General features: G+C 71.2%; 17 protein-coding genes. 13 read left to right on the forward strand and 4 right to left on the reverse strand.

The window, feature by feature from the left end; all coding sequences use genetic code 11:
• Positions 1-108 precede the first annotated feature (108 nt).
• The 13 genes from uvrC (at position 109) to R2B67_RS28885 (ending at position 14,153) form a co-directional block, all read left to right on the forward strand.
• Entirely contained in the window at positions 109-2,145 is a 2,037-nt protein-coding gene (uvrC, locus tag R2B67_RS28825; RefSeq protein WP_317822131.1) for an excinuclease ABC subunit UvrC, read from the forward strand.
• Positions 2,142-3,149 (forward strand): RNase adapter RapZ, encoded by a 1,008-nt coding sequence (gene rapZ, locus R2B67_RS28830; protein ID WP_317822133.1) that lies wholly within the window; start codon positions 2,142-2,144, stop codon positions 3,147-3,149. Before uvrC ends, rapZ begins: the two co-directional genes overlap by 4 nt.
• Positions 3,146-4,180, forward strand: coding sequence for a gluconeogenesis factor YvcK family protein (locus R2B67_RS28835; protein WP_026241501.1), 1,035 nt, complete (start codon positions 3,146-3,148; stop codon positions 4,178-4,180). The genes rapZ and R2B67_RS28835 overlap by 4 nt, the downstream gene beginning before the upstream one ends.
• Positions 4,171-5,160 (forward strand): DNA-binding protein WhiA, encoded by a 990-nt coding sequence (gene whiA, locus R2B67_RS28840; protein ID WP_026241502.1) that lies wholly within the window; start codon positions 4,171-4,173, stop codon positions 5,158-5,160. The genes R2B67_RS28835 and whiA overlap by 10 nt, the downstream gene beginning before the upstream one ends.
• Positions 5,161-5,452: 292 nt before the next feature.
• Complete coding sequence (gene gap / locus R2B67_RS28845; RefSeq protein ID WP_018512143.1) at positions 5,453-6,463, forward strand: type I glyceraldehyde-3-phosphate dehydrogenase; 1,011 nt, start codon at positions 5,453-5,455, stop codon at positions 6,461-6,463.
• Between the two features lie 115 nt (positions 6,464-6,578).
• Complete coding sequence (locus tag R2B67_RS28850; RefSeq protein WP_317822137.1) at positions 6,579-7,790, forward strand: phosphoglycerate kinase; 1,212 nt, start codon at positions 6,579-6,581, stop codon at positions 7,788-7,790.
• 6 nt (positions 7,791-7,796) lie between these two features.
• A complete protein-coding gene (tpiA, locus tag R2B67_RS28855) occupies positions 7,797-8,573 on the forward strand; it encodes a triose-phosphate isomerase (RefSeq protein WP_317822138.1) in 777 nt (258 codons plus the stop codon).
• A gap of 120 nt (positions 8,574-8,693) precedes the next feature.
• Positions 8,694-8,924, forward strand: a complete 231-nt coding sequence (secG, locus tag R2B67_RS28860) for a preprotein translocase subunit SecG (protein WP_018512146.1) — start codon at positions 8,694-8,696, stop codon at positions 8,922-8,924.
• A gap of 109 nt (positions 8,925-9,033) precedes the next feature.
• Positions 9,034-9,369, forward strand: coding sequence for an RNA polymerase-binding protein RbpA (locus R2B67_RS28865; RefSeq protein WP_073217477.1), 336 nt, complete (start codon positions 9,034-9,036; stop codon positions 9,367-9,369).
• A 179-nt stretch (positions 9,370-9,548) separates the two neighbouring features.
• Positions 9,549-11,201: a glucose-6-phosphate isomerase gene (pgi, locus tag R2B67_RS28870; RefSeq protein ID WP_317822146.1), complete on the forward strand. Its 1,653-nt coding sequence runs from the start codon at positions 9,549-9,551 to the stop codon at positions 11,199-11,201.
• 4 nt (positions 11,202-11,205) lie between these two features.
• Complete coding sequence (locus tag R2B67_RS28875) at positions 11,206-11,715, forward strand: PH domain-containing protein (protein ID WP_317822147.1); 510 nt, start codon at positions 11,206-11,208, stop codon at positions 11,713-11,715.
• A complete protein-coding gene (locus R2B67_RS28880; RefSeq protein ID WP_317822148.1) occupies positions 11,712-13,256 on the forward strand; it encodes a PH domain-containing protein in 1,545 nt (514 codons plus the stop codon). Before R2B67_RS28875 ends, R2B67_RS28880 begins: the two co-directional genes overlap by 4 nt.
• A gap of 57 nt (positions 13,257-13,313) precedes the next feature.
• Positions 13,314-14,153 (forward strand): poly-gamma-glutamate hydrolase family protein, encoded by an 840-nt coding sequence (locus R2B67_RS28885; protein WP_317822150.1) that lies wholly within the window; start codon positions 13,314-13,316, stop codon positions 14,151-14,153.
• 12 nt (positions 14,154-14,165) lie between these two features.
• On the opposite strand, the gene R2B67_RS28890 is transcribed toward R2B67_RS28885, so the two are convergent.
• The 4 genes from R2B67_RS28890 to zwf all read right to left on the reverse strand — a co-directional run bounded on the left by R2B67_RS28890 (position 14,166) and on the right by zwf (position 17,937).
• Positions 14,166-14,528 (reverse strand): VOC family protein, encoded by a 363-nt coding sequence (locus R2B67_RS28890; RefSeq protein WP_317822151.1) that lies wholly within the window; start codon positions 14,526-14,528, stop codon positions 14,166-14,168.
• Between the two features lie 72 nt (positions 14,529-14,600).
• Positions 14,601-15,383 carry a 6-phosphogluconolactonase gene (gene pgl, locus R2B67_RS28895; RefSeq protein WP_317822152.1) on the reverse strand — a complete coding sequence of 261 codons (783 nt, stop codon included), beginning with the start codon at positions 15,381-15,383 and terminating at the stop codon, positions 14,601-14,603.
• The gene (gene opcA, locus R2B67_RS28900; RefSeq protein WP_317822153.1) at positions 15,380-16,408 is read right to left on the reverse strand and encodes a glucose-6-phosphate dehydrogenase assembly protein OpcA; all 1,029 of its coding nucleotides are present in this window, start codon (positions 16,406-16,408) and stop codon (positions 15,380-15,382) included. Before opcA ends, pgl begins: the two co-directional genes overlap by 4 nt.
• Complete coding sequence (gene zwf, locus R2B67_RS28905) at positions 16,405-17,937, reverse strand: glucose-6-phosphate dehydrogenase (RefSeq protein WP_018512155.1); 1,533 nt, start codon at positions 17,935-17,937, stop codon at positions 16,405-16,407. Before zwf ends, opcA begins: the two co-directional genes overlap by 4 nt.
• Positions 17,938-17,942 lie beyond the last annotated feature (5 nt).

Genomic DNA, 17,942 nt, shown 5'->3' on the forward strand with positions numbered 1-17,942 from the left:
ACCGTCCACGAGGCCGCGCTCCGGGGCCGCCGGCACCCCCGGCGCCCCGGAGCGCACCGGTCACCCGGAGGACGACGTCCTGTCACACCCCGCAAGTAGGGTGTGAACATGGCAGACCCCTCCAGCTACCGCCCCAGCCCGGGGCAGATCCCCGACTCCCCGGGGGTCTACAAGTTCCGCGACGAGCACCGCCGGGTGATCTACGTCGGGAAGGCCAAGAACCTCCGCCAGCGCGTGGCCAACTACTTCCAGGACCTGGCCAATCTCCACCCGCGTACGCGCTCGATGGTCACGACCGCCGCCTCCGTCGAGTGGACGGTGGTCTCCACCGAGGTCGAGGCGCTCCAGCTGGAGTACACCTGGATCAAGGAGTTCGACCCCCGGTTCAACGTCAAGTACCGGGACGACAAGAGCTATCCCTACCTCGCCGTCACGCTGAACGAGGAGTTCCCCCGCGTCCAGGTGATGCGCGGCGCCAAGAAGAAGGGCGTGCGCTACTTCGGTCCGTACGGGCACGCCTGGGCGATCCGCGAGACCGTCGACCTGATGCTCCGCGTCTTCCCCGTCCGCACCTGCTCCGCCGGCGTCTTCAAGAACGCCGCACGCACCGGCCGCCCCTGCCTCCTCGGGTACATCGACAAGTGCTCGGCCCCCTGCGTCGGCCGGGTCACCCCCGAGGAGCACCGCGAGCTGGCCGAGGACTTCTGCGACTTCATGGCCGGGCGCACCGGCACCTACATCCGCCGCCTGGAGAAGGACATGACGCAGGCGGCCGAGGAGATGGAGTACGAGCGCGCCGCCCGCCTCCGGGACGACGCCGGGGCCCTGCGGCGGGCCATGGAGAAGAGCGCCGTCGTCCTCGCGGACGCCACCGACGCCGACCTGATCGCCGTCGCCGAGGACGAGCTGGAGGCCGCCCTCCAGATCTTCCACGTGCGCGGCGGCCGGGTCCGCGGCCAGCGCGGCTGGGTCACCGACAAGGTCGAGGCGGTCGACACGGCCGGCCTCGTCGAGCACGCGCTCCAGCAGCTGTACGGGGAGGAGCGCGGCGACGCCGTCCCCAAGGAGGTCCTCGTCCCCGCCCTGCCCGAGGACACCGAAGCGGTCTCCCAGTGGCTCGCCGAGCGCCGGGGCTCCCAGGTCAGCCTGCGCATCCCGCAGCGCGGCGACAAGAAGGACCTCATGGCGACGGTCCAGCGCAACGCCCAGCAGGCGCTCGGCCTGCACAAGACCAAGCGCGCCTCCGACCTGACCACCCGCTCCCGGGCCCTGGAGGAGATCGCGGAGGCGCTCGGCCTGGACGCGGCCCCGCTGCGCATCGAGTGCTACGACATCTCCCACCTCCAGGGGGACGACGTGGTGGCCTCCATGGTGGTCTTCGAGGACGGCCTCGCCCGCAAGAGCGAGTACCGCCGCTTCCAGATCAAGGGCTTCGAGGGCCAGGACGACGTCCGCTCGATGCACGAGGTGATCGGCCGCCGCTTCAAGCGCTACCTCCAGGAGAAGGAGCGCACGGGGGAGTGGGAGCAGACCCCGCCGGTCTCCGGGGAGGCCCCGCACCCCGCCCAGGACTCCCCGGCCCCGGCCCAGGCCGACGAGACCGACCCCCGGGAGGACGACGGCCGGCCGAAGCGGTTCGCCTACCCGCCGCAGCTCGTCGTCGTCGACGGCGGGCAGCCCCAGGTCGCCGCCGCCAAGCGCGCCCTGGACGAGCTGGGCATCGACGACATCGCCGTCTGCGGCCTGGCCAAGCGGCTGGAGGAGGTCTGGCTCCCCGATGACGACGACCCCGTCGTCCTGCCCCGCTCCAGCGAGGGCCTCTACCTCCTCCAGCGCGTCCGCGACGAGGCCCACCGCTTCGCCATCACCTACCAGCGCGCCAAGCGGGCCAAGCGCATCCGTACGAGCCCCCTGGACGACGTGGCAGGCCTGGGCGAGACCCGCAAGCAGGCCCTGATCAAGCATTTCGGCTCCGTGAAGAAGCTCCGGCAGGCGACAATCGAGGAGATCTGCGAGGTCCCCGGGATAGGGCGCAGGACGGCCGAATCGGTGGCGGTCGCCCTCGCCTCGGCGGCCCCCGCGGCCCCTGCCGTGAACACGGCCACAGGAGAGATCATGGAAGAGGACGACGGGGGCACGTCATGACCGAGCACACCCGCCGGGCCGACGGCGCGGGCGACGCCGACAGCGCGCCCGCCGACGACCGGCAGCACGAACGAACAGACCGAGCAGACGGAGCAGACGTGAGTACGAACACCACGAACGAGACGGGCGAGGCAGTGGCGCCGGCCATCCCCGAGCTGGTGATCATCTCCGGCATGTCCGGCGCCGGACGCAGCACCGCCGCCAAGTGTCTGGAGGACCTCGGCTGGTTCGTCGTCGACAACCTGCCGCCCGCGCTGATCCCCACCATGGTGGAGCTCGGCGCCCGCTCCCAGGGCAACGTGGCGCGGATCGCCGTCGTCGTCGACGTGCGCGGCCGGCGCTTCTTCGACAACCTCCGCGAATCCCTCGCCGACCTGGAGGCCAAGCACGTCACCCGGCGGATCGTCTTCCTGGAGTCCTCCGACGACGCCCTGGTGCGCCGCTTCGAGTCCGTCCGCCGCCCGCACCCGCTCCAGGGCGACGGCCGCATCGTCGACGGCATCGCCGCCGAGCGCGACCTGCTGCGCGAGCTGCGCGGCGACGCCGACCTGGTCATCGACACCTCCAGCCTCAACGTGCACGAGCTGCGGGCCAAGATGGACGCCCAGTTCGCGGGCGAGTCCGAGCCGGAGCTGCGCGCCACGGTGATGTCCTTCGGCTACAAGTACGGCCTCCCCGTCGACGCCGACCTGGTCGTGGACTGCCGCTTCCTGCCCAACCCGCACTGGGTCCCGGAGCTGCGCCCCTTCACCGGCCTCAACGAGGAGGTCTCCGGTTACGTCTTCGACCAGCCCGGGGCCAAGGAGTTCCTCAACCAGTACACGGAGCTGCTCCAGCTGATCGCCGCCGGCTACCGCCGCGAGGGCAAGCGGTACGTGACCATCGCCGTGGGCTGCACGGGCGGCAAGCACCGCTCCGTCGCCATGTCGGAGAAGCTCTCCGCCCGCCTGGCCGCCGAAGGCATCGAGACCGTCCTCGTCCACCGGGACATGGGGCGCGAGTGACCGGTCGCAATCTGCGGATGCGGCGGCTGAGCCGCGCCACCTCGGCGCTCTCCGGCCGCAAACGCGGTGCACAGCCCAAGGTCGTCGCCCTCGGCGGCGGCATGGGCCTCTCGGCGTCCCTGGCGGCGCTGCGCCGGATCACCGGCGACCTCACGGCCGTGGTCACCGTCGCCGACGACGGCGGCTCCAGCGGCCGGCTCCGCGAGGAGCTGGGCGTCCTGCCCCCTGGCGACCTGCGCAAGGCGCTCGCCGCGCTCTGCGGCGACGACGACTGGGGCCGCACCTGGTCCCGGGTCATCCAGCACCGGTTCGAGTCAAAGGGCGACCTCCACGAGCACGCGGTCGGCAATCTGCTGATCGTCGCCCTCTGGGAGCAGCTCGGCGACCACGTCCAGGCCCTCGACCTGGTCGGCAAGCTGCTCGGCGCGCAGGGCCGGGTGCTGCCCATGTCCGCCGTGCCGCTGGAGCTCCAGGCGCTGGTCAAGGGCCACGACCCGGAGCTACCCGACGCGATCGTCACCGTGCGCGGCCAGGCCACCGTCGCGCTCACCCCGGGCGAGGTGCAGTCCGTGCACGTCGTCCCGCCCGACCCGCCTGCCGTCCCGGAGGCCGTCGAGGCGGTCCTCGACGCGGACTGGGTGGTGCTCGGCCCGGGCTCCTGGTTCTCCTCGGTGATCCCGCACCTCCTGGTGCCGGAACTGCTCGACGCACTGGTCACCACCAAGGCCCGCAAGGTGCTGTCGTTGAATCTCGCACCACAGCCCGGTGAAACCGAGGGGTTCTCACCGCAGCGTCATTTGGAGGTTTTGGGACGACACGCCCCTAAACTCGCCTTGGACGTGGTGCTGGCCGACGAGGCAGCCGTGCCCGACCGCGCATCGCTCGACGACGCCGCCCAGCGGCTCGGAGCGGCGGTCGAGCTGGCGCCGGTGGCATCGCCCGACGGCGTTCCGGTCCATGATCAGGAGCTGTTGGCCGCCGCGTACGACCGTATTTTTCGGATGCATGGAAGGATCGGCCCATGGCGATGACGCCAGCGGTGAAGGACGAAATCTCTCGGCTTCCCGTCACCCGGACCTGCTGCAGAAAGGCAGAGGTCTCGGCGATTCTTCGGTTCGCGGGCGGGCTGCACCTGGTGAGCGGCCGCATTGTGATCGAGGCGGAGCTGGACACCGCGATGGCGGCGCGCCGGCTCAAGCGCGACATCCTCGAGATCTTCGGGCACAGCTCGGAGCTGATCGTGATGGCACCCGGCGGACTGCGGCGCGGCTCGCGCTATGTCGTACGGGTGGTGGCGGGCGGCGACCAGCTGGCCCGCCAGACCGGCCTGGTGGACGGCCGCGGCCGTCCCATCCGCGGCCTGCCGCCGCAGGTGGTCTCGGGGGCCACCTGCGACGCCGAGGCCGCCTGGCGCGGTGCGTTCCTGGCTCACGGCTCGCTCACCGAGCCCGGCCGCTCCTCCTCGCTGGAGGTCACCTGCCCCGGCCCGGAGGCGGCCCTCGCCCTGGTCGGCGCGGCCCGCCGGCTCTCCATCGCCGCCAAGGCCCGCGAGGTTCGCGGCGTGGACCGGGTCGTCGTCCGCGACGGCGACGCCATCGGCGCCCTGCTCACCCGGCTCGGCGCCCATGAGTCGGTGCTGGCCTGGGAGGAGCGCCGGATGCGGCGCGAGGTCCGCGCCACGGCCAACCGGCTCGCCAACTTCGACGACGCGAACCTGCGCCGCTCGGCCCGCGCGGCGGTCGCCGCCGGCGCCCGGGTGGGACGCGCGCTGGAGATCCTCGGCGAGGAGGTCCCCGAGCACCTCGCGGCGGCCGGCCGGCTCCGCATGGAGCACAAGCAGGCCTCGCTGGAGGAGCTGGGAGCGCTCGCCGAGCCGCCGCTGACGAAGGACGCGGTCGCCGGCCGGATCCGCCGCCTGCTGGCCATGGCCGACAAGCGCGCCCAGGATCTCGGTATCCCGGGGACGGAGGCCACGCTCAGCGAGGAGCTGGCGGACGGCCTGGTCGGCTGAGCCGAGCGGCGCCCGGGATCGATGCCCCGGGTGGCGGCCCGGGATCAACGTCCCGAGCGGCGGCCCGGGACCAACGTCCCTGGCCGCACCGGGACCAAGGTCCTGAAGCGTGAACGGAGGCCCGTGACCCTACTGGGGAGTACGGGCCTCCCGGCGTATCCCGGTGGCGCGTACGGCCCCTCTCGATGTCACCCCGGAGCCCATGGAGGGGTAGGGTCGGAGGCGGTCGGGGACATCCCTATACAACTCGCCGGCGTCGAAAACCGGCGTACCTATACGAGGAGATCGGTTCGTGACGATCCGCGTAGGCATCAACGGCTTTGGCCGCATCGGTCGCAACTACTTCCGCGCGCTGCTGGAGCAGGGTGCGGACATCGAGATCGTGGCTGTCAACGACCTGGGTGACACTGCGACCACGGCCCACCTGCTGAAGTACGACACCATCCTGGGTCGTCTCAAGGCAGAGGTCAGCCACACCGCCGACACCATCACGGTCGACGGCCACACCATCAAGGTGCTCTCCGAGCGCAACCCGGCCGACATCCCCTGGGGTGAGCTGGGCGTCGACATCGTCATCGAGTCGACCGGCATCTTCACCAAGAAGGCCGACGCGGAGAAGCACATCGCCGGTGGCGCCAAGAAGGTCCTCATCTCGGCTCCGGCCAAGGACGAGGACATCACCATCGTGATGGGCGTCAACCAGGACAAGTACGACGCGGCCAACCACCACGTCATCTCCAACGCCTCCTGCACCACCAACTGTGTGGCGCCGATGGCCAAGGTTCTCGACGAGAACTTCGGCATCGTCAAGGGCCTGATGACGACGGTCCACGCGTACACCAACGACCAGCGCATCCTGGACTTCCCGCACTCGGACCTGCGCCGCGCCCGTGCCGCCGCCGAGAACATCATCCCGACGACGACCGGCGCCGCCAAGGCCACCGCCCTGGTCCTCCCGCAGCTCAAGGGCAAGCTCGACGGCATCGCGATGCGCGTCCCGGTCCCGACCGGCTCCGCCACCGACCTCGTCGTCACCCTGGACCGCGAGGTCACCAAGGACGAGGTCAACGCCGCGTTCAAGAAGGCCGCCGACGACGGCGCCCTCAAGGGCTTCCTGACGTACACCGAGGACCCGATCGTCTCCTCGGACATCGTCGGCGACCCGTCGTCCTGCACCTTCGACTCCTCCCTGACCATGGTCCAGGAGGGGAACACGGTGAAGATCCTCGGCTGGTACGACAACGAGTGGGGCTACTCCAACCGCCTCGTCGACCTCACGGTCTTCGTCGGCGAGCAGCTCTGACCCTCGGGTCGGCAGGCACAACGATGTGAGTGAAGGGGCTCGACCGGCGCAACGAAGCGCCGGTCGGGCCTCTTAGCATGTTCATCCGCCCTTGCAAGGAGTAACGGAAGACCAGATGAAGACGATCGACGAACTTCTCACCGAAGGGGTCGCCGGCAGGCGGGTATTCGTCCGCGCCGACCTCAACGTGCCGCTGGACGGCACCACCATCACCGACGACGGCCGCATCCGCGCCGTCCTGCCGACGGTCGCCAAGCTCGCCGAGGCCGGCGCGCGCGTCGTCGTCGCCTCGCACCTCGGCCGCCCCAAGGGCGCCCCGGACCCGGCGTTCTCGCTGGCGCCCGCCGCCGCGCGCCTCGGTGAACTCCTCGGTGCCGACGTCGCCTTCGCGACCGACACCGTCGGCGACTCCGCCCGCTCCGTCGTCGCGGGCCTCACCGACGGCCAGGTCGCCGTCGTCGAGAACCTCCGCTTCAACGCCGGTGAGACCTCCAAGGACGACGCCGAGCGCGGCGCCTTCGCCGACCAGCTGGCCGAGCTCGCCGACGTGTACGTGGGCGACGGCTTCGGGGCCGTACACCGCAAGCACGCCTCCGTGTACGACCTCCCGGCGCGGCTGCCGCACTACGCGGGCTACCTCATCGCCACCGAGGTCGGCGTGCTGAAGAAGCTCACCACCGACGTCCAGCGCCCGTACGCCGTCGTCCTCGGCGGGGCCAAGGTCTCCGACAAGCTCGGCGTCATCGACCACCTGCTGGAGCGGGCCGACCGCATCCTGATCGGCGGCGGCATGGCGTACACCTTCCTCAAGGCCCAGGGCCACGAGGTCGGCAGCTCGCTGCTCCAGGAGGACCAGATCCCCGCCGTACAGGAGTACCTGCGGCGCGCGGCGGAGAAGGGCGTGGAGTTCGTCCTCCCGGTCGACGTCGTCGTCGCCCCCGCCTTCCCCGATCTGAAGACCAAGGCCCCGGCCGACGCCACCACCGTCGCCGCCGACGCCATCCCGGCCGGTCAGATGGGTCTGGACAACGGGCCGGAGACCAACAAGCTCTACGCATCGAAGCTCGCCGACGCGGCCACCGTCTTCTGGAACGGCCCGATGGGCGTCTTCGAGCACCCCGACTTCGCCGACGGCACCCGCGCGGTCGCCCAGGCGCTCGTCGACTCCCCGGCCTTCAGCGTCGTCGGCGGTGGCGACTCCGCCGCGGCCGTCCGCATCCTGGGCTTCGACGAGAATGCTTTCGGACATATTTCGACCGGTGGCGGCGCCAGCCTCGAATACCTCGAGGGCAAGACGCTTCCCGGCCTCGCCGCACTGGAGGACTGAACCTCAATGACCACCCGCACCCCGCTGATGGCGGGCAACTGGAAGATGAACCTCAACCACCTCGAGGCCATCGCCCACGTCCAGAAGCTCTCCTTCGCCCTGGCCGACAAGGACTACGACGCCGTCGAGGTCGCCGTCCTGCCGCCCTTCACCGACCTGCGCTCCGTGCAGACCCTGGTGGACGGCGACAAGCTGAAGATCAAGTACGGCGCCCAGGACATCTCGGCGCACGACTCCGGCGCGTACACCGGGGAGATCTCCGGCGCCATGCTCGCCAAGCTGCGCTGCACCTACGTGGCCGTCGGCCACAGCGAGCGCCGCCAGTACCACGGCGAGAGCGACGAGATCTGCAACGCCAAGGTGAAGGCCGCCTACAAGCACGGGCTGACCCCGATCCTCTGCGTCGGCGAGGGCCTGGACATCCGCAAGGCCGGTGACCAGGTCGCGTACACCCTCGCGCAGCTCGACGGCGGCCTGAAGGACATCCCGGCCGAGCAGGCCGAGTCCATCGTCATCGCCTACGAGCCGGTCTGGGCGATCGGGACCGGCGAGGTCGCCACCCCCGAGGACGCCCAGGAGGTCTGCGGTGCGATCCGCCGCCGGCTGGCCGAGCTGTACTCGCCGGAGCTGGCCGACGCCGTCCGTATCCAGTACGGCGGCTCGGTGAAGTCCGGCAACGTGGCGGCCATTATGGCCCAGCCCGACGTGGACGGCGCCCTGATCGGCGGCGCCGCGCTGGACGCCGACGAGTTCGTCAAGATCGTTCGCTTCCGCGACCAGTGAGTATGCGGTAGCGCGGATCCGTCGTACCCTTGCGGGGGCCGAGGGGGTTGCCACCCTCCGGCCCCCGCTGTACGTACAGGCAGTAGTCGAGAATTCTGAAAGTAGGGACCAGCCGTGGTTATGGCGTTCCAGATCGCTCTGATCGTCTTCAGCCTGCTGCTGATGCTGCTGGTGCTCATGCACAAGGGCAAGGGCGGCGGCCTCTCCGACATGTTCGGTGGCGGAATGCAGTCGTCCGTCGGTGGCTCCTCCGTCGCCGAACGTAACCTCGACCGCATCACCGTCGTGGTGGGCCTGGTCTGGTTCGCATGCGTCGTCGTCCTCGGTCTGCTGGTCAAGCTGGGCGACTGACCCGACGCCCGCGATTGCCGGTGAGGGTGTAACTCCTTTCACTGGACGCGCGTTGGGCCTTACGTAGACTGGGGCTTCGTCGAGCACCATCAGGCAGGGAGTTACGACCGTGGCAAGTGGCAACGCGATCCGGGGAAGCCGGGTCGGAGCGGGGCCGATGGGTGAGGCCGAGCGGGGCGAGTCCGCGCCGCGCCTCCGCATCTCCTTCTGGTGCTCGAACGGGCACGAGACGCAGCCGAGCTTCGCCCATGACGCGCAGGTGCCGGACACCTGGGACTGCCCGCGCTGCGGCTTCCCGGCCGGCCAGGACAAGGACAGCCCCCCGGACCCGCCCCGCACCGAGCCGTACAAGACGCACCTCGCGTACGTACGCGAGCGGCGCAGCGACGAGGACGGGGAGGCCATCCTCGCCGAGGCCCTCGCCAAGCTCCGCGGCGAGATCTGACGTTCCGCGCAGCTCCACGGACCACCCCAGTCGTTCACCGGCCGGACACCCCACGGGTGTCCGGCCGGAGTGCTTTTCCGCGCCGTGGCCCGCGTCCGCGCCACCCGCCTCCTCGATCAATTAGGTTGGAGGGGCAGCGGGGATGCTGACGTACAAGAAGAAGTGGGCTGATATCCGGGATGAACGCAGCAAGCCGAACCAAGCTCAACCAGACCCCCGAGTGGACCGCTCTCGCCAAGCACCGTGAGGAGTTCGGCGCGGCCCAGCTGCGCGAGCTGTTCGCGCAGCAGCCGGACCGGGGCACCGCCTACACCCTCCGGGTCGGCGACCTCCACCTCGACTACTCCAAGCACCTGGTCACCGACGAGACGCTGCGCCTGCTGCGCGAGCTCGCCGCCGCCACCGGGGTCGCGGAGCTGCGGGACGCGATGTTCCGCGGGGAGAAGATCAACACCACCGAGGACCGGGCCGTCCTGCACACCGCGCTGCGCGCTCCGCGCGGAGCGGTGATCGAGGTCGACGGCGAGAACGTCGTGCCCGCCGTGCACGCCGTCCTGGACAAGATGGCCGCCTTCGCCGACAAGGTCCGGGCGGGCGAGTGGACCGGCCACACCGGCAAGCCCATCAAGAACATCGTCAACATCGGCATCGGCGGCTCCGACCTCGGCCCCGCCATGGCGTACGAGGTGCTGCGCTCCTTCACGGACCGCTCGCTCACCGTCCGGTTCGTCTCCAACGTCGACGGCGCCGACCTCCACGAGGCCGTCCGCGACCTGGACCCCGCCGAGACGCTGTTCATCGTCGCCTCGAAGACGTTCACCACCATCGAGACGATCACCAACGCCACCTCCGCCCGGGACTGGCTCCTCACCGAGCTGCGGGCCGGCCAGGACGCCGTCGCCAAGCACTTCGTGGCGCTGTCGACCAACGCGGAGAAGGTCGAAGAGTTCGGCATCGACACGGCCAACATGTTCGAGTTCTGGGACTGGGTCGGCGGCCGCTACTCCTACGACTCCGCGATCGGCCTCTCGCTGATGATCGCCATCGGTCCGGACCGGTTCCGTGAGATGCTCGACGGCTTCCACCTCGTCGACGAGCACTTCCGCACCGCCCCCGCCGAGGACAACGCCCCGCTCCTGCTCGGCCTCCTCGGCGTCTGGTACGGCAACTTCTTCGACGCCCAGTCGCACGCGGTGCTGCCCTACAGCCACTACCTGTCGAAGTTCACCGCCTACCTCCAGCAGCTCGACATGGAGTCCAACGGCAAGTCCGTCGACCGCGAGGGCGACCGCGTCGACTGGCAGACCGGACCGGTCGTCTGGGGCACCCCCGGCACCAACGGGCAGCACGCGTACTACCAGTTGATCCACCAGGGCACCAAGCTGATCCCGGCGGACTTCATCGGCTTCGCCGCCCCGGTCCACGACCTGCTGCCCGGCCTGATCGCCCAGCACGACCTGCTGATGGCCAACTTCTTCGCCCAGACCCAGGCGCTCGCCTTCGGCAAGACGCCCGACGAGGTCCGCGCGGAGGGCGTGCCGGAGGAGCTCGTCCCGCACAAGACGTTCCGCGGCAACCACCCGACGACCACGATCCTCGCCGACAGGCTGACCCCCTCGGTCCTCGGCCAGCTCATCGCGCTCTACGAGCACAAGGTCTTCGTCCAGGGCGCCATCTGGAACATCGACTCCTTCGACCAGTGGGGCGTCGAACTCGGCAAGGTCCTCGCCAAGAAGATCGAGCCCGTCCTGACCGGGGAGGCCTCCACCGGGGAACTCGACAGCTCCACCGCCGCCCTGGTCACCGCCTACCGCACGCTGCGGGGGCGCTGAGCCCATGCCGGAGGGGGAGGGGACGGCGGAGATACGGCTGCGGCCGCCGCGCAACACGCTGAACGAGCGGGTCGTCGGCTGGTGGCGGCTCCAGTGGCTGCTCATGACGGCGGTACCCGTCGTCCCGCTGGCCGTCCTGGGCGCGCTCATCGAGCCCGCCCGCTTCTGGCTGCTGCTGCCCGCCGTGGTTCTCGCCGCGGCGGGCGGTGGGGCCGCCGCCCTCCTCCCCGTCTGGTGGTTCCGCACCCACCGCTGGGAGGTCACCGAGGACGCGGTGTACGTACGCACCGGGTTCTTCTGGCAGGAGTGGCGGATCGCGCCGATGTCCCGGATCCAGACCGTGGACACCGTGCGCGGCCCGCTGGAACAGCTCCACCGGCTCGCCACCGTCACGGTCACCACCGCGTCCTCCAAGGGCGCGGTACGGATCGAGGGCCTGGACCACGAGGTCGCCGCCGAACTGGCCGAGCGGCTCACCCGCATCACCCGCGCCACCCCCGGCGACGCCACATGAGTACCCCGCAAACCCCGTACGCCCCCGAGGACGGATGGCGCCGCCTCGACCCGCGTACGGTCCTGGTCACCGCCCTCGTCGTCGCGGGCGTCGTCGCGGGTGCCGCCGTGCCCGCCGTCCTCGGCCTCGCCCGCTGGCTCGGGCTCCCCGGCGCGGTGCTCTGGGCGCTCGCCGCGGCCGTCGGCGTCATCGGGGTCGCGGCGGGCGCCGACCGGGTCCGCTGGCACCGCACCCGCTACCGGATCGGCGAGGAGCGCGTCGACCTCCACACCGGCCTCCTCCTCGTCAAGCGCCGCTCCCTGGCCCGCGAGCGCATCCGCACCGTCGACCTCACCGCCAACCTGCTGCTGCGCCTCCTGGGCCTCGTCACCGTCAGGATCGGCACCGGCGAGCACGGCAGCGACTCCACCCTGGAGCTGGACCCGGTCACCCGCGCCGAGGGCGAACGGCTCCGCCTCCTCCTGCTGGAACGCGCCACCACGCCCCGGACCGGGGAACACCGCGACGGCGAACTGGCCACGCTGGACCCCCGCTGGATCCGCTACGCACCGGTCTCCTTCGTCGCCCCCATGCTCGGCGGCGCGGCCGTCGGGGCCGTCATGCAGATCAGCGACTGGGTGGGCGCGCAGGGCGAGGTCATCGCCTGGGTCGGCGACCGCTTCCAGGAGACCCCGCTCCTGTGGGTGATCGTCACCCTCGTCGCGGCCGCCCTGGCCGCGGGTGTCGTCGGGGCGCTCGGCCTCTGGATCGAGATGTGGTGGAACTACCGCCTGGAGCGCGAGCCCGGCGGCACCATCCGGGTCCGGCGCGGGCTGTTCACCTCCCGGTCCATCTCCGTCGAGGAGGCCCGGCTGCGCGGTGTGGACCTGGTCGAACCCCTCGGCGTACGGCTGGTCGGCGCCGCCCGGCTGGACGCCATCACCACCGGGCTCGCCCAGGACGACGAGTCGAAGAACGCCGACCACAACACGGTCCTCCCGGCGGTGCCGCGCCCGCTGGCCGACTCCGTCGCCGCCGCGATACTGCGCGAGGAGGCCACCCCGACCGGCGCCCCGCTGACCCGCCACCCGCGCGCCGCCCGGGGCCGCCGGCTGCGCTGGTCGCTCGCCGCCGCCCTCGCCCCGGTCCTGCTGCTCACCCTCCTCGGGGCGCTCCTCACCCCCGTACTCCTGTGGATCGCGCTCGGCTGCGCGGTGGTGTTCCTGCCGCTCGCGGTGGCGCTGGCCCTGGACGCGTACCGGAACCTCGGCCACGCGCTCTCCGGCCGCTACCTGGTCACCCGCTCCGGCACGCTCCGCCGCTCCACCGCCGCCCTGGAGCGGGCCGGGGTGATCGGCTGGACCGTCAAGCAGTCGTACTTCCAGCGGCGGGCGGGGCTGCTCACCCTCACGGCCACCACGGCCGCCGGAGGGGGCGCGTACTCGGCGTACGACACCGATGCGGCCGAGGGCCTCACCTTCGCCGCCGAGGCCGTCCCCGGGCTGCTGGAGCCCTTCCTGGAGCGGGATGTGCTGGAGCGGGATGTGCGCCCCGGCCCGTGACGGACGGCACAACCGGCCGTCTGGGCTCCCGTCCCCGTGTGGGCGACGATAGTGATCATGACCTTCACCCACCGTCGTACGGTCCTCACCGCCCTGGCCACCGCCGCTGTCGGCGGCCCGCTGCTCGGCTCGCTCACCGCGACGCCCGCCCACGCCACGGACGACCTGGACATCTACACCTCCAACACCGACCTCTACAAGAAGCTCGCCGGGCAGGAGGGCGTCGAGTTCGCCCGCCGCTACAAGAGACACGAGTACGCCGACCACTCGACGCCGCAGAGATACCCGTACAACCGGACCACCGTCATGGCCCTGCACGGCGGCGGCATCGAGACCGGCACCTCCGAACTGTGCCTCGGCATAGCCGGTTACCACCCGGCCACGCTCGCCCCGCTCCAGGACGGCCACGGCGTGCACGACTACTGGATGTTCGAGGGACTGCGCTCCTCCGGCAACCGCGACCTGCACGTCACCGCCAAGAACTGCGACGACCACGTCGCCATCTCCATGGCGGCCTCCAGCCTCAACGTCCTGAGCCTGCACGGCTGTACGTCGGCACAGGCGGGCACCGTCCCGCAGGCCGTGGTGGTCGGCGGGCTCAACACCCGCTTCAAGACCCTGCTCAAGGCCGAGTTCGACAAGGTGGGCATCGCCTGGCGGGACGGGAACGAGACGCCGGACCTGGCCGGCGTCAACCCCACCAACCCCGTCAACCGCACCATGCTCTCCAAGGGCGGCCAGCTGGAGCTCACCACGGAGCTGCGCGCCGCCATGTTCACGAACAACACCCGGCCGGGCCGGGCCGGCTCCACGACGCCGGTCTTCGACCGCTTCGTCGGCGCCTGCCGGGCCGCGATCACCAAGCTGGAGCAGGGCACCGACCAGGTCATCCTCTGATCTGCGGGCCCCTCAGGCGTTGTGCGTCGTGTCGATGACGCAGAAGCGGTTGCCCTCGGGGTCGGCGAGGACCACGAAGTCCGGGTCCGGCGGGTAGAGCTCCCACGCGACCCGCTCGGCGCCCAGCCCGATCAGCCGCTCCACCTCGGCCTCCTGCTCGTCGGAGTAGAGGTCGAGGTGGACCCGGGGGACCTCCTGCACGGGGGAGGCGGAGCGCCCCAGCGCCACGCCGACGCCGGGCCCTTCGACCGGGACCAGCACCACCCACTCGTCCGTCCCCGGCTCCCGCTCGGTGTAGGTGAGCGCCGCCTTCCAGAAGGCGGCCGCCCGTCGTACGTCGCTCGCGCCCATCACCACAGTTCCGATATGCACCATGGGCGCGAGCTTTTCACGCACGAGGCCCGGCCCGCTGAGAAAAAGCGGGCCGGGCCTCGTCATACGCAACTATCAGGCGGACGCCGGTGGATACAGCGCGCGCGGCAACTGCGAGGCCGCCGCCGCGTCCAGCAGCCACAGTGTCCTGCTGCGGCCGTACGCGCCCGCCGCCGGGGCCTGGATCTCCCCGGCCCCGGACAGGGCGATCGCCGCCGCCTCCGCCTTGTCCTCGCCCGCCGCCAGCAGCCACACCTCACGCGCCGCGCGGATCGCGGGGAGCGTGAGCGAGACGCGGACCGGCGGCGGTTTGGGGGCCCCGTGCACACCGACGACGGTGCGCTCGGTCTCCCGTACCGCGGGCAGCTCCGGGAAGAGCGAGGCGACATGCGTGTCCGGGCCGACGCCCAGCATCAGCACGTCGAACGACGGCACCGAGCCGTGGTCCTCCGGCCCCGCGGCGGCGGCCAGTTCGGCCGCGTACGCCGCTGCCGCCTCGTCCACGTCCTTGCCGTACGGGCCGTCGGACGCGGGCATCGCGTGCACCCGGGCCGGGTCGAGGGGCACCGCGTCCAGCAGCGCCTCACGGGCCTGGGTGATGTTCCGCTCGGGGTCGCCCTCGGGCAGGAACCGCTCGTCGCCCCACCACAGGTCCAGGCGCGCCCAGTCGACCGCGTCCCGGGCGGGCGCGGCGGTGAGCGCGGCCAGCAGGCCGTTGCCGTTGCGCCCGCCGGTCAGCACCACCGAGGCGTGGCCCCGGGCGGCCTGGGCGTCCACGATCTTCGTGATCAGCCGGGCCGCCGCGGCCTGCGCCATCAGCTCCTTGTCGCGGTGCACGACCAGCTGAGGAGGCGTCACTTGGCGGCCGCCTTCTTCGCCGGGGCCTTCTTCGCGGCAGGCGCCTTCTGCTCGCCCTCCGCCGCGGGCTTCTCCGCAGTGGCCGCCTTTGCCTCGCCGCCCGTGTGGAGCTTCTCCACCCCGAACTTCACCGCGGACTCGTAGGTGTTGTCGGGGTCGAGCCGGCGCAGCTCCTCCGCCAGCAGCTCGGCCGTGTCGCGGCGCTTGAGCGCCACGGCGCGGTCCGGCTGGCCCTGCATGGAGAGCGTGGCCAGCGAGCCGTCGGCCCGGTCGAGGACGATGACGCCGTTCTTCGTCTCCATCCGGACGGCGGTCAGCCCCGGGCCGCCGGAGTACGTGCGCTCCACCGGGACGGCGAGCCGGTCCGCGAGCCACATCGCGAGCAGCTCGCAGCTCGGGTTGTCGCTCTCGCCCTCGACGGTGACGCCGATGACCTGCGCGGGCTGCTGGTCCAGCGCCGCGGCCAGCATCGAGCGCCACGGTGTGATCCGGGTCCACGACAGGTCGGTGTCGCCGGGGCTGTACGTCGCCGCCCGCACCGCCAGCTCGTCGAGCGGGCGCTCGGCGGAGTAGCCGTCGGTGATCCGGCGCTGGGCGAGCGCGCCCAGCGGGTCCTTCGCGGCGTCGGCGGGCGCGTCCTCGGGCCACCACACGACGACCGGGGCGTCGGGGAGCAGCAGCGGGAGCACCACCGACTGGGCGTGGTTGGCCAGTTCGCCGTGGAGGCGCAGGACGACCGTCTCGCCGGTCCCGGCGTCGGAGCCGACCCGGACCTCCGCGTCGAGCCGGGCGTCCCGGCGGGCGCGCGGCGAGCGGCTGACCCGCTTGATCACCGCGATGATCCGCGAGGGGTGCTCGCGGGAGGCGTCACCGGCCGACTTGAGCGCGTCGTACGCGTTCTCCTCGTCGGTGACGATGACCAGCGTGAGCACCATGCCGATGGCGGGAGTGCCGATGGCCCGGCGGGCCGAGACCAACGCCTGGTTGATCTTGCTGGATGTGGTTTCCGTGAGATCGATCTTCATGGCCGCCTCCAGCTCCGTCCGTCACGTGCGAGCATCTCGTCGGCCTCGGCCGGACCCCAGGTGCCGGCCGCGTACTTCGCGGGCTTGCCGTGCTTGTCCCAGTACTCCTCGATCGGGTCGAGGATGGTCCAGGAGAGCTCGACCTCCTGGTGGCGCGGGAAGAGGTTGGCGTCGCCGAGCAGCACGTCCAGCAGGAGCCGCTCGTACGCCTCCGGGCTGGACTCCGTGAAGGACTCCCCGTACGCGAAGTCCATCGTGACGTCCCGGACCTCCATCGAGGTGCCGGGCACCTTGGAGCCGAAGCGCACGGTGACGCCCTCGTCCGGCTGGACCCGGATGACCAGGGCGTTGCCGCCGAGCTCCTCCGTGGCGCCGGACTCGAAGGGCAGGTAGGGCGCGCGCTTGAAGACGACCGCGATCTCCGTGACCCGGCGGCCGAGCCGCTTTCCGGTACGGAGGTAGAACGGCACGCCCGCCCAGCGGCGGTTGTTGATCGTCAGCTTGATCGCGGCGAAGGTGTCGGTCGTCGACTTGGGGTCGATGCCCTCCTCCTCGCAGTAGCCGAGGACCTCCTGGCCGCCCTGCCAGGCGTGCTCGTACTGGGCGCGCACGGTGTGCAGACCCAGGTCCTCGGGCAGCTCGACGGCGGTGAGCACCTTGAGCTTCTCGGCGACCAGGGCCTTCGGGTGGAAGGAGCCGGGCTCCTCCATCGCGGTCAGCGCCAGCAGCTGGAGCAGGTGGTTCTGGATGACGTCACGGGCGGCGCCGATGCCGTCGTAGTAGCCGGCCCGGCCGCCGATGCCGATGTCCTCGGCCATCGTGATCTGTACGTGGTCGACGTAGGACCGGTTCCAGATCGGCTCCCACATCGTGTTGGCGAACCGCAGCGCCAGGATGTTCTGGACCGTCTCCTTCCCCAGGTAGTGGTCGATCCGGAAGACCTCGTTGGGCGGGAAGACGTCGTGCACGAGCTGGTTGAGCTCCTGCGCGCTGGCCAGGTCGTGGCCGAAGGGCTTCTCGATGACGGCACGCCGCCAGGAGCCCTCCTTCTGGTCGGCCAGGCCGTGCTTCTTGAGCTGCTGGACGACCTTGGGGAAGAACTTCGGCGGCACGGAGAGGTAGAAGGCGAAGTTGCCGCCCGTCCCCTGCGCCTTGTCGAGCTCCTGGATGGTCGCCTTCAGCGTCTCGAACGCCTCGTCGTCGTCGAAGTTGCCCTGGACGAAGCGCATCCCCTGGATGAGCTGCTGCCAGACCTCCTCGCGGAACGGCGTACGGGCGTGCTCCTTGACGGCGTCGTGGACGACCTGGGCGAAGTCCTCGTCCTCCCAGTCGCGGCGCGCGAAGCCGATGAGCGAGAAGCCCGGTGGCAGCAGGCCGCGGTTGGCCAGGTCGTAGACAGCAGGCATCAGCTTTTTACGGGACAAATCGCCCGTGACGCCAAAGATGACCAGGCCCGACGGCCCCGCGATACGCGGGAGCCGTCGGTCCTGTGCGTCACGGAGCGGGTTGGCTCCGGGAACAGCAGACAAAGTGG

It is taken from the genome of Streptomyces cyaneofuscatus (genome assembly GCF_033109485.1).
Lineage (GTDB): Bacteria > Actinomycetota > Actinomycetes > Streptomycetales > Streptomycetaceae > Streptomyces > Streptomyces cyaneofuscatus.

What these genes read in the sequence shown, in the direction of transcription:
- uvrC (WP_317822131.1), top strand. Translation starts at nt 109, where the DNA reads ATGGCAGACCCCTCCAGCTACCGCCCCAGCCCGGGGCAGATCCCCGAC.
- R2B67_RS28875 (WP_317822147.1), top strand. Translation starts at nt 11,206, where the DNA reads ATGCCGGAGGGGGAGGGGACGGCGGAGATACGGCTGCGGCCGCCGCGC.
- opcA (WP_317822153.1), bottom strand. Translation starts at nt 16,408, where the DNA reads ATGAAGATCGATCTCACGGAAACCACATCCAGCAAGATCAACCAGGCG.
- tpiA (WP_317822138.1), top strand. Translation starts at nt 7,797, where the DNA reads ATGACCACCCGCACCCCGCTGATGGCGGGCAACTGGAAGATGAACCTC.
- pgi (WP_317822146.1), top strand. Translation starts at nt 9,549, where the DNA reads ATGAACGCAGCAAGCCGAACCAAGCTCAACCAGACCCCCGAGTGGACC.
- R2B67_RS28890 (WP_317822151.1), bottom strand. Translation starts at nt 14,528, where the DNA reads ATGGTGCATATCGGAACTGTGGTGATGGGCGCGAGCGACGTACGACGG.
- secG (WP_018512146.1), top strand. Translation starts at nt 8,694, where the DNA reads ATGGCGTTCCAGATCGCTCTGATCGTCTTCAGCCTGCTGCTGATGCTG.
- R2B67_RS28850 (WP_317822137.1), top strand. Translation starts at nt 6,579, where the DNA reads ATGAAGACGATCGACGAACTTCTCACCGAAGGGGTCGCCGGCAGGCGG.
- R2B67_RS28880 (WP_317822148.1), top strand. Translation starts at nt 11,712, where the DNA reads ATGAGTACCCCGCAAACCCCGTACGCCCCCGAGGACGGATGGCGCCGC.
- R2B67_RS28885 (WP_317822150.1), top strand. Translation starts at nt 13,314, where the DNA reads ATGACCTTCACCCACCGTCGTACGGTCCTCACCGCCCTGGCCACCGCC.
- whiA (WP_026241502.1), top strand. Translation starts at nt 4,171, where the DNA reads ATGGCGATGACGCCAGCGGTGAAGGACGAAATCTCTCGGCTTCCCGTC.
- rapZ (WP_317822133.1), top strand. Translation starts at nt 2,142, where the DNA reads ATGACCGAGCACACCCGCCGGGCCGACGGCGCGGGCGACGCCGACAGC.